General features: G+C 55.2%; 14 protein-coding genes. 1 reads left to right on the top strand and 13 read right to left on the bottom strand.

The window, feature by feature from the left end; genetic code table 11:
* Window positions 1-137 precede the first annotated feature (137 nt).
* The 6 genes from ACPOL_RS28090 to ACPOL_RS28065 all read right to left on the bottom strand — a co-directional run bounded on the left by ACPOL_RS28090 (window position 138) and on the right by ACPOL_RS28065 (window position 4816).
* Window positions 138-485, bottom strand: a complete 348-nt coding sequence (locus ACPOL_RS28090; RefSeq protein ID WP_114210056.1) for a hypothetical protein — start codon at window positions 483-485, stop codon at window positions 138-140.
* A 4-nt stretch (window positions 486-489) separates the two neighbouring features.
* The gene (locus tag ACPOL_RS28085; RefSeq protein ID WP_114210054.1) at window positions 490-945 is read right to left on the bottom strand and encodes a hypothetical protein; all 456 of its coding nucleotides are present in this window, start codon (window positions 943-945) and stop codon (window positions 490-492) included.
* Window positions 946-954: 9 nt separating this feature from the next.
* Complete coding sequence (locus ACPOL_RS28080; RefSeq protein WP_114210051.1) at window positions 955-1617, bottom strand: hypothetical protein; 663 nt, start codon at window positions 1615-1617, stop codon at window positions 955-957.
* A 10-nt stretch (window positions 1618-1627) separates the two neighbouring features.
* The gene (locus ACPOL_RS28075) at window positions 1628-2047 is read right to left on the bottom strand and encodes a hypothetical protein (protein ID WP_114210048.1); all 420 of its coding nucleotides are present in this window, start codon (window positions 2045-2047) and stop codon (window positions 1628-1630) included.
* Window positions 2048-2508: 461 nt separating this feature from the next.
* A complete protein-coding gene (locus tag ACPOL_RS28070) occupies window positions 2509-3789 on the bottom strand; it encodes an MFS transporter (RefSeq protein WP_114210046.1) in 1281 nt (426 codons plus the stop codon).
* A 10-nt stretch (window positions 3790-3799) separates the two neighbouring features.
* Window positions 3800-4816, bottom strand: a complete 1017-nt coding sequence (locus tag ACPOL_RS28065) for an NAD(P)-dependent oxidoreductase (RefSeq protein WP_161557602.1) — start codon at window positions 4814-4816, stop codon at window positions 3800-3802.
* Between the two features lie 549 nt (window positions 4817-5365).
* Here ACPOL_RS28065 and ACPOL_RS35105 point away from each other — a divergent pair.
* A complete protein-coding gene (locus tag ACPOL_RS35105; RefSeq protein ID WP_236657089.1) occupies window positions 5366-6733 on the top strand; it encodes a TolB-like translocation protein in 1368 nt (455 codons plus the stop codon).
* An 853-nt stretch (window positions 6734-7586) separates the two neighbouring features.
* On the opposite strand, the gene ACPOL_RS28055 is transcribed toward ACPOL_RS35105, so the two are convergent.
* The 7 genes from ACPOL_RS28055 to ACPOL_RS28030 form a co-directional block, all read right to left on the bottom strand.
* Window positions 7587-8864, bottom strand: coding sequence for a hypothetical protein (locus tag ACPOL_RS28055; protein WP_114210040.1), 1278 nt, complete (start codon window positions 8862-8864; stop codon window positions 7587-7589).
* A gap of 15 nt (window positions 8865-8879) precedes the next feature.
* Complete coding sequence (locus ACPOL_RS28050) at window positions 8880-9827, bottom strand: hypothetical protein (protein WP_114210037.1); 948 nt, start codon at window positions 9825-9827, stop codon at window positions 8880-8882.
* 6 nt (window positions 9828-9833) lie between these two features.
* Window positions 9834-10274 carry a lytic transglycosylase domain-containing protein gene (locus tag ACPOL_RS28045; RefSeq protein WP_338026724.1) on the bottom strand — a complete coding sequence of 147 codons (441 nt, stop codon included), beginning with the start codon at window positions 10272-10274 and terminating at the stop codon, window positions 9834-9836.
* Between the two features lie 32 nt (window positions 10275-10306).
* A complete protein-coding gene (locus tag ACPOL_RS28040; RefSeq protein WP_161557601.1) occupies window positions 10307-11227 on the bottom strand; it encodes an AAA family ATPase in 921 nt (306 codons plus the stop codon).
* Entirely contained in the window at window positions 11220-11501 is a 282-nt protein-coding gene (locus tag ACPOL_RS33265) for a hypothetical protein (RefSeq protein WP_150133154.1), read from the bottom strand. Before ACPOL_RS33265 ends, ACPOL_RS28040 begins: the two co-directional genes overlap by 8 nt.
* Window positions 11502-11580: 79 nt before the next feature.
* Complete coding sequence (locus ACPOL_RS28035; RefSeq protein ID WP_161557600.1) at window positions 11581-11817, bottom strand: helix-turn-helix domain-containing protein; 237 nt, start codon at window positions 11815-11817, stop codon at window positions 11581-11583.
* A gap of 172 nt (window positions 11818-11989) precedes the next feature.
* A complete protein-coding gene (locus tag ACPOL_RS28030; protein WP_114210028.1) occupies window positions 11990-13279 on the bottom strand; it encodes a tyrosine-type recombinase/integrase in 1290 nt (429 codons plus the stop codon).
* Window positions 13280-13739: the final 460 nt, after the last annotated feature.

Here is a 13739-nt window from a genome sequence, read left to right as displayed (position 1 = left end):
ATCCGAGCAAGTGGTGCGATGCCCTCATGGAATCGGGCCGCGAACAGGACACTCGCAAACACTGCTCGCGCGGCTTCCGGGTCGAGATGTACATCGACAGACCCAGTTCGTGACATTTCAATCGAAGCCTGCATAGGTCACTCCTCCTCCTCTCCGGCAACATAACTCTGCGTCAACTCCGAATCTCGTTCAAGTGCGCACCATGCCTTTGGGGAGAAGAACGAGCGGACCAGGTCGGTCAGATAGCCCCGCGGCCGTCCATACTTGAATAGGATCAGGAATGGGACGGCCAACGCTGGCACGACAAATTCCATGAAGACGTTGAGCGGCATGCCAAGGACATGCGCGGTGTCTCCGACGAAGTGGGCCAGCAGGTTCATCAGCGCTGCCAGGGCCAGTACGAGGATCAAATCCTCGAACTCGAGACCCAAGAACGACACCTTCGTATTGAGATTGCGATGGACCGGCGTCAAGTCGAGACTCATGTGCCTACCCTCCTACCCCGTGTGCTTGCGTTACCATCGACTCGGCCAGCCGCATCACTCCCGAAACCATGAGAGCTGCGACCGCGGCGACAAACTTCCTGATCCAGGTCGATCCTGGATAGATCTCTGAAAGCACACCGGCCATGTGGAGTGCCATCGCAGCGAGTTGAGTCAGAGCGAACATGGGCAGAATTACGTTTGCCGTCCAGTTCACCAAGCTCATGCTCGCCAACCAGAAGGCGTCGGCATTGGTAGCGCCGGCATGCTGGACGAAGCCTTCTAGTGCGCGAAGCATTCCCGAACACATCAACGAGGCGAACCCGCCGTACAGTAAGTGTTCAAATGGGCTGCTTTTGCTGTACCGATAGACGGCGCTCGCAAAAAACATCCCGGCCATCGTCGGCATTATGGTGTTTCCTGCCCAGGAGGCGAGATTTGTGATTGCTCCGTTGAAACTCATCCTCAGCTCCTATGCCGCCATGGCTTGGAAGAGTGCGAGGAGACCACTCACACTCAGAAAAGAGATCGCGGCGAAGACCAACCGAGTCCAGGGTCTGTGCCTGACAAAATTGATGACAGCTCCCACGCAGGCGAGGCCAGCTGCCGCAGGCATAATCTGCCCGACCAGGTAGTTCCATAGGGAAGCAAGCATGTCGGTGGTCGCATACTGACTGCCGTCATTCCACCCCTGCATGAGCTGCATCGTGGCCGATAACGACATCAGGAAGAGTGCGGCTACGATCGATGCAAGGGGGTTCTCGCCTGCAGCTCCGTCTAAGCAAGCCTTGAGGACGAAGTACGCAGCGAGGACTGGCACGAACTTCGCAACGACAATCTGGTTCACGAAGTTGGAAAAGATCGTCTGCATGCTGGCGAGCCAACTTGTTCCAATCGATCCGCTTCCCGATGGGACCGTAATGCCTTGTGCCGCAATCCATGACAGAAGTTGTGGGAGCGTCAGGAATACGACGGTCCACAATACCCACTTTCCAGTTCGTCCATTGACGTGAAAGTTGGTTCCCCCTTCGTGCCGCAGGCTCACTCCGGCGGCGGCCAGCGTGCAGAACGCAGCTGGCACGGCAAGACCGAGCAACAACTGAAGAAGGTCGGAAAGGAATTGCGGCACAGGCATTGCGGGCTCCTTACTGAATGCCTTGCGCTTGAGTGATGAAGCCCTCAGCCATTCGTCCGAGACCGGAGATGACCATGAGAGCAACGCCGGTCACTCCCCAGCCCATGTAGCCGCGGCCGCTCTTGAAGTGCCACCCTGCGACACCGAGACATGCAACCGCGATCACCGGAGCAATCACGTTGCAGCCCCAGTTCACGATGTTTAGCACCGTGCCTTCGACCGTGGTTGCCTGTTGACCTTGCACGGCTTGTCCAAACTGGGGCGCGGTGCCGAGGTTCTGAGCGTTGGCGGCAAGCGGAACGAGGTTGCCGAGGAATATAGCTGCGAGTGCGAACTTGAGGGCAATATGAACCCAGTTCAGCTTCTTAGGGCGATGAGTTGATGTGGCGGATGCTCGAGCAGGCCGCCAGAAAGCCAATGGGGTGGTCATAACGTTTTTCTCCTGTACGCGGCTGCTCGGGGCATCCGTGTGTAGAAGAAAGTGCCGTTACTTCCACACTCCGTCAAATGACGGAACGCTTAAAAGGGGCCAACGCGGCGAATTCCACCGTCCGCAGAAGACAATACGTAAGAAAAATTGAACTGAGTGCGACCTATTGCCACGTCGCGATGAGACTGCATCATCCTCTAAGCTCTGGAAAGACGGCTTGTCACTCTGGCGAACTCGGTCATGAGGAGGACTGACACATCTGGAGTGTCATACGGGCAAATGTAATCTTGATCCAATCGGCTCAGCAATGGGTCAAAGCGGATGCTCGGCCGTAGCATCCGGTGAGAGTGGAAAAACCTTTCACTTGAATAGCAGACCTTTCCCGAAAGTCTAGGATCGCTTGCGGCCCAGTAGGGACTTTCCGCCGAACGATGCTTGAGCATTCCGCCTTGATAAGCAACCTAAAGGTTCAGGTCTTGGTATTTTGTCTCGCGAATGCCGAGCAAGCCGATGATAGTAATCACCGCCGCGGCGCTAAGATAGTAGCCAACGTACCGTAGACCATAGGCCGTGGCCAGCTTAGTTGCGATGTAGGGCGTGAGCGACGCACCGAGGATGCCTGCAACGCTGAAGGCGAGCGAACTGCCGGAGTAGCGGACGGCTGTTGGAAACAACTCCGACAGCACTGTGCCGAGCGGGCCGTAGGTAAGGCCCATCAAAGATAGGCCGAGGATGAGCATCACGAGTGCACCTGTGTGACCGGACTGGAACATCGGTGCGAAGAACAACCCGAAGACCGCGATGCCAAGACTAATGGCGATCATGACCCGCTTGCGTCCGCGCTCGGCAAGCAGCGCGGCGGCAGGAATCGCGAGTGCGAAGAATACGACGCCGATGAGCTGCATCCGAAGAAACTCGTTCTTGCTATAGTGCAAAGCGGACGTGGCCCACGTAAGGGTAAAAACGATCATCACGTAGAAGAGAACGAAGGTCGCCAGGCTGGTAAGCGTGGCCGCTACGAGGACGCCAAAATGATTTCTGACCACCGCGAAAATAGGAACTCTATGGGGCTCGCGACGTTCCATCGCCGCGGCGAAGACCGGAGTTTCGGTGATCGTCAGGCGCACATAGAGACCTAACAGGACGAGTACCCCACTCGCGAGGAACGGCAGCCGCCATCCGAAACTCAGGAACTGCGCAGGGCTGAGCCATTTAGAGATCAGCAGGAAAGTCGCACTCGAAAAGAAGAAGCCGATGGGTGCACCGAGTTGCGGGAACATGCCGTACCAAGCACGCTTGCCGGGTGGAGCGTTTTCCGTCGCGAGCAGGATAGCGCCTCCCCATTCACCGCCAAGACCGATACCTTGACCCGCGCGGCAGAGCGCTAGCAATAGCGAGGCGAGAACGCCCGCTGTCTTGTAAGTTGGCAGCGCGCCGACTGCGAATGTCGACAAACCCATTGTCGATAGCGCAAGAACCAGTGTAGCTTTGCGGCCGACACGGTCACCAAAGTGGCCGAAGAGCGTAGAGCCGATAGGCCTCGCAATGAAGGCGATGGCAAAGGTAGCGAGAGAGGCGAGCGTTGCAGCCGTTGCGTCGCCAGCAGGAAAAAATAGCTTAGGGAAGACTATGACGGCCGCGGTGGCATAAATGTAAAAGTCGAAGAATTCGACAGTCGTACCGACAAGACTGGCGAAGAGCACCTTGGCTGGCGTGTTCAATTGTTTTGTTAGATTGGGCATAGGATGATGTTTACAGCGTCCCGATGAATCCTGTTTCTAGATGTGGTTGCGCCAGCGGTCGTCGTGGCATCTGGGGCTCGTTAAGCAACGACGCTGGGCGCTCGCCGTTCTGAAATGTTGATAAGACAGCGTCGACATACGCGATCGTTCCGCGAAGCATGGTGTCGGTAAATCCCGCGCAATGTGGGGTAATGAGCGTCCTTTCAAGACTGACCAAAGGGTTTGCAGAATTAACGGGCTCGTTTTCAAGAACGTCGAGAGCTGCGGCGCGGAGATGTCCTGTTTCGATAGCGGTCTGCAGTGCCATCTCATCAACCAGGGAGCCGCGGGCGACATTGATGAAGAGTGCACCGGCTTTCATAGTACGAAATAGCGCCCCGTCAAACAGGTGACGGTTCTGATTATCGGCACGAAGACAGAGAACGACTATGTCTGCAGTGCGAAGGACTTCCGGGAGATCTTCGAGCGGATGCGGTGCAAAGTCCAAGCCCGCTTTTTTGGGATTTCTGGTTACGACAACCGTATCGCAACCGAAAGGCCTCAATCTTTCTAGAAGTGCACGACCGACGCCGCCGAAACCTACGACACAAACTTTCTTCCCCCCGAGGCCTCGGGCGACTGGAAGTGGGTCAAAAGGTGCGTTGGTCACCGCTGAGAGCGCTCCAAGGAGATTACGAGAGAGTGTGAGGATGTTCATGATCACGAACTCCGCGACTGCATCGGCGTTACCAGTCTGTTCGGAAGGAGCATAAGAAACCCAGATGCCTGCCGCGGAAGCGGCTTCACAGTCTATTTGCTCGTATCCCGCCGAAAGAGTTTGGATGAAAGTCAGGTAGCGATATGCAGATAAGTCTTGGCCCGTAAGACGCCCAAGAGTGAGCAACACTTCGCAATTCCCAATGGCAGGAGTGTCGCAATGGACGTCAGTAAGGTAGCACCGATCATTTGGTCTGATCTCCGAGATTTCAAAACAAAATGACTCTGCGAATGCGCGATATTGCGGGATGGAGTACAGGACGACTTCCAAAACTAATCTCCTAATGGGATGGAAACCAATGTCAGCTCCTTCCGGTTTCTTCGAGAACTCGCCTAAAAGGGGATCTGAACGCGGGTTTGGGGCACCATCAGTAGATGGTTACCAAACGAGAAATGAAGGCATGTTTTCTGCCAAGTTCCTGACGAGTGCGGACAGAAATGCTGGTGAGCAAGTGTGCGTCGTTCCCCCTGACGCTAATCAACGTTTAACGCGAGGGCTGCACAGAGTATCCCAGAGTGCGCAGGTGCGCTCCGAGGCAAAGCTGCAACCAGTCTGAGCTGCGCCGTGAAAAGGCGTCAGTTGCCTGTAGCTCCTTGATTTGGTAGAGCTGGCGATAGGAAGAAAATTGCAAGCATAAAGAAGGAAGCGCCTTTGAGTTCCGACCGCACAAACTGCATCAATCGATCAGTCCGATCAACGGAGTGATGGCAGAATTGTTGTAAGCATTGGCTCTTTATAGATCATCAAGGCAGGCGATGTCGAACGTCTAACATTTAAACGCGCATTCCTCTCGGTAATCTCCTAGGCGGCCTTGCGGTCATGCTCAGCTCCATGAATTCCTATGGACAAGAACATGCAGTTGGCGCTCCAGTGTTCGTTCTCCAAAGATCAGAAAATCACTGGATCGACCGGTACTTCAGTCCGGTCAGCATTTCACCGACCGCGAGGCAAGCGCTCTTCGGAAACGACCCAAATGATCTCCATCTTTACGATATAACTAGAAACCGCGAGGAACCTGCTCTCTTGAAAGGGTATCTGACCGAATTGAAGGGTGCAGCCTTCTGTGGCTCCGATTCGCTGGCGCGCCTTGGACGAGCGGGAAGTGGGTCAGGATGGTTCCTTCCGACACCCGGTGGAGAGATGCTCGCTACGATTCCTGACCGTTTTATGCCAACATGCTCCCCCGATGCAAAGGAGATCGCGTATTTTGACGCTGGCGCTCCCGAGAATTCCCTGCTGGTCGGTCTCCCCGGAAAGCTACGCGGCTACAAGCCTGATGGCAGGGTGACGGCGATGCTGTTCTCGCCTGATAGCGCCTCCTTCTTTTACCTGGCACTGAACAGTGTCGGCGAAGGCTCTTTATCTCAGATCGATTTGACCACCGGCGAATCCCACCTGATTGCTGGCCATCTCGATGTAAGTCTATTCGGTGGTCAGATCGCTTTGTCGCCAGACCAAAAGAGTGTCTACCCCTCTCTTGCTTCGCACGGAGCTCCGAGCAACGAGATGCGCTCACATCGGTATGCGGACCGGTGGTTGAAAATTTCTCAGATGGATCTCGCAACAGGAGACCGGCATCCAGTGGTGGCAACGGCTGGTCGAGACAACTTTGGCCCTGCCGTTGCCGGGAACGCTCTGTACTGGGTGCGTTCCGAGGTGGAAGATTCCATCGTGAAGCTTCCGTCAACGGGCGGGGTTTCGAAGGAGGTCATTGCGGGCGGACAAGTTCCCATGTGGAATCTTGACGGATCAAAAATCGCTTATTTTTTCGGGGATACACGCTTGGCGGACGAGCCGCTTGACATCGATGATGCGGTCGTTGGCGTCAATTCGAAGGGAACACGGAAGACGCAACCATTCATCATTGTCTCCGGATACCACGAGGATTTTCCACCGGCCTGGTCTCCAAACGGAAAGTGGATCGCATTCCATTCCCATCGATCTCCCGCACTCATCGCCTCGTACCACAGCAAGGGAAGTACAGACGATATCTACCTTCGCGAAGCCGACGATGTTCATGCTCCGGAGATACGGCTGACCGACTTCGGTCTGGAGACGGGACCGGCGTACTTGGTCGCCCGACGGGAAGAAGTTGCTGTTCGCCTCATGGGATCGCAGCGGGACCTTAGGCATATCCAAGCTCTGGGTGCTCACTATGGATCCAGAGACGGGAGCCGTCCTCCATAAAGAGATGCTTCCGCTTCCGGGCGATATCCACAGCGTTCGGTGGGCTTCATGGTCGCTTGACGGTAAAGAGATTGGTGTTGAAGGATGATCGGGGTGATGACAAACGGGTACTGTGGGTTGTCAGTGCAGATGGATCTCATCCTGATAAGATCTTTGATTATGCTTGCACCACATACTGTGGACTCGACTGGTCGCACGATGCTAAAAACATTATCTTTAGCGGACTAGCCGGTAATCTTCTCCAGCTTTTCTCCATACCGCGCGCTGGTGGAGTTCCTCAGCAGTTCACTCATGACTCCGGGAACCTGCTGCATCCGCGGGTTTTACCAGATGGGCACCTGATCGCCTGCACACGTGAGACACAGTGGAAGCAGATTTGGAAACAGTCACTGACCAGCAGATAGATTGACTGCACCGACCTCAAATTTCATAGGCAACTGTGCCGGGGCCGGGATAAAGCTTGGAAGAAAGCTTCATTCGTGCACTCTACAGCGACCAACTAGATTCACCCATCACAACCACTCGAGATCGCATTAGAAATGACACGGGCAGTTGCTTTCTGGATAAGCCCTGCTCTTGCATCTTTCAGGGACCAACTCAACCAGCAGTGCTATTCGGAGATCATGGCTCCAATCTACAACAGCTTCGCATCGAGTGAATGGGTGCTGCTTCAGTGATTGGGCGTTCTGTGTAGTGCCACAAAGGAATCGACAATAGGGCGATTTCGCAATTGATCGGCTTCTCTAGCCGTGCGAAATCTGTTCACAAGCTTGACTGCAATCCGCGGCTCATCGACAAATAGAGCCCCGGCGTTCGTTGCCGGGGCTGAGGGTGTATGCAGCGGACTTGAAGCTCAAGGGGCTTTGGGGTCGATTGGATGAAGAGTGTGCGTATTCTGCTCGCGTTTCGTGAAGACCACATAAATTTTTGTATCCGCTGGCACAGAGACGACCACTTTGTTCGTCACGGCGAGATTCATCAGTTTTGAATCCCCGGCATTCCCCGCGTTTTCAGCGATCCTCTCTCGGATAAGGTCGTCCTCGGAGAAGCTAGAGCTTGTGTTATTGCCTACGATCATCGCAGCTACCGAACCAATGCCAGATGCGGTTCGAACCAGGAAATTTCGTCCGGTATTTTTCCCTGATACGAGTCCTTTGATCGGCGCGAGATCGAGGCCTATGCCCAATGCCTCAATCTTCTCTTTGTCGTCGTCTTTCAAGTCCACTTCGTCGAATCTAACGCTCACGAGACCACTGCGATCAGCCTGCTCCAGGTGGCCAATGAACTTAGCCCCTGCTGGTATAACGACCCGATCGCCTACCGCGTACGTATACTGCGCCTCCGCGATAACAGGTGTCTGTACCGCGCTCGATATCTCGGTCGTAAGCTTTGCAAGAATGCGTGTCCCTGGGGCGAAATCCAATACGAGTGTCGTCCCTTCTGGGGTTCCGCTTCTAGAAGAAGAGCCCGTACTCTGCGGAAGATTTCTCACAAATACAAGAGACGGTTCCTTCAGAGCATTCTGTTGTTGTTGCGTTTGGGGTGTTGAAGCTGCCGGGGCGTCGCCGTAGGGTCTAGGCTCTTCCCAGTGCTGTTGCGTATCTGCGAACGAGGGCACGTTGCCGAGATTGCCGTTGAGGGTAGGAACTGGCGGGAGAGAATTCTGGCTAGAGGTCGAGGGCTTGTTGACCGTCGATTTCCCAGAGCTCGCCTTCGTGCGGTTGATGTCATCCGGACCGAGCTGTCCGCTCGAGTTATTCTGTGCCGGGCTATGCACCGTGTCCATGACCGGAGTCACGCTGCCCTTTGAGGTCGCGCTCTGTTGTGCAGTATGAGCGAGACTGGAGGCACTCCTTTTCTTTGCCGGTGAATTACCTAGGAACATGGTCAGGGCAAAAAACAAAACTGCAGCAAGAAGACCGCCTCCAATGATCAGAATCTTGTTTCTGTCGGGACTTAGTTTCTCGGCGGTCGCTCGGGTTGCGAATTGCTGCCCAGGTGCGGAAGTTTTCGCCGTCATAGGGGTCGATCGCTCATGGCCCGGGTTCTCTGCCCATGTGGGTTCGGCAGTCTCTTCGAGATCGAGCGGCCCAGGCCGGCGAACGTTTGAGTTAGTGGTATCGGATTGCATAGCAAATAGTCCTTTCTATCGTCCGTTGGTGGCGATTGGAGGAGTGAACGGAAGCTGAACCAGAACCGGCTTGTCGACCTGATCCGCCTGAGCGATCTGCAGGAACAGTTTTTCTGTTGACTGCTTGAAGTTCGGCCGATCAAAGACAACTACTCCGTCTGCTCGACCTCCAGGTTCTAGGCGTGTCGTGCTCAAACGGTGGTCACTAACCTCAAGCTGGTCAGCAAGGATACCTGCTTTATCTTCCTTTCCCCTCTTCTTTTTGTTGGAGGTCAGACCTGTAATCTGTATTTGCGGTGGCACGATCTCGACCGGCTTATCACTCGCATTGAAAACGGAGTAGGAAATGGCTGTCTGATTGTTCCACTGGCGTATATCGCCAATCGACGTTTTGATTTGCTGACCTTGCCAGAATTTCCAATCAGGGGCGTTGATCGACTTCTGTTGTTCGAACTCTTCGTCAATCGCTGACAGAGCTTTCGACGGATGGGTTCCACTGGGCGCAGAAGGAGATTCTACCGTGCTGGCGAGAACCGTATCCCCGACTGGGCTTCCGGCGACCACTAAGCTCCGCGGAGAATTGTACTCAAGCAGGAAATCGACAGGCTGAGTCGTAGCCGCGCTCTCTCCGTCGCTGATCAACTCGAGAACGACGTGTTGCCCGGACTTTGTTGCGATAAGCAGATCACTCTGCGAACGGGTGCGAACGAGGGGTTTCACGTAGACGTACTCGGGTTCGCCCTCGCTGTGTTCCACTTTGAAGGAGCCTGGGCTGCCGACAACCAATGAAGTCACCTCTTCGGGCAGATGGATGATCGACTCGAACTCTGGGCGGAGATGGAGCGTTGTGATCGATCCCTGTTGAAGGGTGAGCGTGACGACACGACCGGACGGATCCGCATCAGCGGCTGTGGCTCGGAGCGGTAGAAAAAATGCCAGTGGAATAAGCCAAGGAAGTTTCATATTTCGTTATCTCCTTTGAAGTTGATCGGTCAGGTGCTTTCGCCTTTCATATTGCCGTCGCACTGCCTCGACGTAAGCGACGACATCTGGATTGCGATACTCGAGGAGGCGCCTTCCAACCCATCTATCTCCGGCGTAATAGGCAGCGGCGACCAAACGCATCTCTCCGTGGAACTCCCACATCAGCGTTGTAACGTATCGCGTGCCAGCCGCAATGTTTTGCTCCGGATCGAAGGGCTGAGAAGCGCCAAAACGTCGTGCCGTGGCCGGCATCAATTGCATGACTCCCACCGCGCCTTTATTCGATACCGCATGGGGATTCCAGTTTGATTCCACGTCGATGAACGCTCCAATAAGTTCTGGTGGCACACGGTACTGGCGCGCGTAACGCCCAACGCATGCTTCCTCGAAGCTCTTTGGGCTTTGTGAGAACGCAAGGCTCGGCATGATAAGAAGAACTGCGAGGAGGGCGATATGCTTCACTTCGACACCTTTTGCTGCGTAGCCATCTTCTGAGCAAAGCGTGCACCGTCGTCGAGCAGGCTCTTGAACCCCTCCCGCAACATTAGGTGCCGTCTATCTTTTTCCGTCTTTGCAAGAAACGGCATCAATACATCACGGAGGTCTTCCGTAACTCGGTCGGTTCCGAGGAGTTCCAGTGCGCGAGCGAAGTCGATCATCTCGGAGACGGACGGCGGCTTCTCCAACGAGTAGTTGCGGAAAGACAGAGCGATCCCGGCGATCTCACGATGGAATGAATCGTCAGCCTCAGGCGTACGGCTCGCTATAATCTCGGCCTCTCGCTCCGGCGTCGGGTGTTCTACTCGGACATAGAGACTGCGTCTGCGGATCGGATCGCCAAGTCTTCGCTCCTCGTTGCTGGTGAGAACAACGAATGGGACACTGCGGGCGCGGACGGTTCCAAACTCTGGAATAGAGAGCTCCCAAACGGATAGGATTTCAAGCAACATTGCTTCAAAACCTTCATCTACTTTGTCCAATTCGTCGATCAACAAGACACAAGGGCGTTCACACTCGAGCGCACGCATCAGGGGTCCAGGCCGAAAGAAATCTCGGCCTATGAGGCTTGACTGGACAGACTTCCAATCTTCATGATGCCCTTTAGAAAACTCCATATAGATTCGCTGGAGGCCTGCATCGAAGCTGCCGATCGCCTGAGCTTCCGTGACTCCTCGATAGCATTGCAGCCGCTCTACGTGGGTGCCCGCAGCTGCTGCGACTGATAGGGCAAGTTGCGTTTTGCCCGATCCGGCCGGCCCTTCGAGCAAAAGCGGCTTCTGTAGCTTGCCCGCGAGGAAGACGACCTGAGTCATCACCGGGTCGATAAAGTAGCCGGTGGCGGTGAGTTTTGTTGAGAGATCTGCGAGGGAGTTAAACATCGGCACCCTCCAATTTGTTGTTTCCAAGACTGTCTGCCCGGCCCACTTCATTGATTTCGGTAGGCAGCAGGGGGTGACCATAGCCCTTAAACGATCTGGACCAGATGTCGGCGAGCGTAAACATGCCTGTACCCGCAAGAAGGAATAGAACGAACCTCATCGACGAAACCGGTCCGAAAACGCGCCACAGGATGGGGCCGGAGTGCATGACCACCCCTAAATCGAGAGTGGTCACCACCACCGCGATGGTGAAACTTTTTGTTCGTTGTCCCATAGCAGCCTCCTCAAGGTCGGCCTAGAATGCAATCGCTCAGGGACTCGGTCAAATCCAGAGCGTGGAATGAGGAACCGGTTCAAGCGGGTCGGGAGGAATGATTGAGGTGGACTGCGCCACGTAGCGGATACTGCTTTCGGAGCCATTCCGCGAAATCCTCAGGGTCGAATCGTATTGAGCTCGCAATCCTGAACGAAGGTATCTGACCCTTGGCGGCCATCTTATAAACCTGCTGAATGGAAACCCCGAGGATTGGCGCGACATCGCGCACGCGCAGGGCCTCGTTCTTGCTTTCGACCAGTTGAACCAGCTTCATGACAAGTCCTAACCTTTCCCGGCAGTACATCTACCGGAAGTCGGTTGATCATGGGACGAGTTCGAAACTCGGTCAAATTGCCGATCGGCGCGCCCGTGGAGTGCTGCAAGAGCAAAAAGAGCGCCGAAGAGTTTTTCGGCGCTCTCCAACTGAGCGGAACCAGGTCATGGGTTCAGGCAACGAATGCTGCCAACGTTCCTGCATTCACTTTGGCCAACGCGTCTCGCGACTGGATGCCTTTCAGATACACCATGGTGGACTTGATGCTGCGGTGTCCCATCCAGTTCTGTAGAGTACGAATGTCAATGCCGTCGCGCAGGTGTTGGGTCGCGAAGGTGTGCCGGAATTTGTGCAGGAAGATCCGCTCGCAGTATGGTCCCTGAGCACACTTGAATCCGCGCTCCGAGACGCACTGCCCGCAGTTCAGTTTGGCTCTCCATGCCACCTTCTTGATGATTTCGAGATGGAGAGTATCTGGCTTCCCGACAGTGTTGGGGAACACCAGATCGGCTGCGCTCGCGCCACGCTCCTCCTTGAGCTGCTGCAGTTGTTCGATCATTGCAGTCGGTAGAGGCACCACTCTCTCCTCATAGTTCTTCGGATTGAACTTCCAGATTGGCTTGGACGTGACCCGCGCCAGACTGTTTCGGAAGTCGAGATCGTACCAGGATAGGAACCGCGTCTCACGATTCCGGAACCCGGAGGTGAGAAAGAATTTGATCAGGAGCGCCTCGATGGGAGTGGCGACCCGGAGCATGGAGTGGATCTCTTCGGGTTCGTAAACGGGCCGGATGGTCTCGACGTAGTCGGGCCAGTCGCTGGATTCGATCAGCTTCTTGTGTCCGTGGCGCTTGAGAAGGGTGAGCACGGTCACCACCTTGTCGTACACCGAGCGGGCTGCGAGGCCATGGTCGAAACAGTAGCCGATGTATCGGAGGATATCGTCCCGGTCGACCTCGTCCACATACGTCTTGGTGAACGAGTTCAGGAAGTAGTTCTGAAGAGCCGGCCGGTAGGTCCGAAAGGTCCGGAGGCTGCGCTGCTTCTTGCAGAACTCAAGATATCGATCGATAGCGACGACCATCGTCAGCCGACTGGGGTCCGGTTGTTCAGCGGCTACCAAACCTGGAGCTGGCGCCGGAGGCGCCGGTCGAATCTGTAGCTTCGGGAGCTCGACCAGGATGCCGGCCTTTCGGGCCTGGAGCTCAATGAACTTGGCGCGAGCGGCCGGAACAGCTTCCTCAAACTTCTCGATTGGCTGTCGGCGTTTCTTGCCGTCCTCGTACCACTCCAGGTAGTAACGGCCTTCCGGGTGATGTTCGTCTTTGCCGTTGACTAGGACGTGATCCCGGACGATTTTGCCGTTATGCTCGATGACAGGGGCAAAGGGCCACTTGCCGTCGATCTTGATCATCTTGATGACGTTGACGCGGTCTGCATAGGTTCTTGTTCGAGCCATCATTTGTTCCTCCTTGAGGAGGACAAGTAACGCGAGATGCAGACTCGATCAAATATGGGTTCAGGACATCCAGTAAGTCATCCAGTAAGTCAGATAAACTATTGAAAACAAAGGATCACCGGGATAGGGTAGCGCTCTAACCAACTGAGCTACGCGCCTGTTCTACTGGTTGCGAGAAGGAAGATGCTGCTGCCCGCTCTACCGATTGTAGCAAACGAAGCGGAATGTATCGAGGCGGCGATTCACCGGCCGAGTGTAGCCTAACGAGGGCTGATGCGAGATCCTCCGCGCCGGGTTCGATCTGGGTGGGAGATTTCCTAACGGTGGGAGGGACGCCTTGCAGTCGCCTTCTCTTTCCGGATCTCGACGCTCAGAATAGACTCGTACCGTGGAAACGTCCCCTGACAAACATCCCCTGAATAGGCCCGCAGAGCGCAAACATTCATCGGATCGCTGCAAAGCT

The sequence above is a fragment of the Acidisarcina polymorpha genome (assembly GCF_003330725.1).
In the GTDB taxonomy this organism is placed as follows: Bacteria; Acidobacteriota; Terriglobia; order Terriglobales; family Acidobacteriaceae; genus Acidisarcina; species Acidisarcina polymorpha.
Note: the sequence above shows the minus strand (reverse complement) of the source record. Positions and strands in the feature narration are given on the sequence as shown.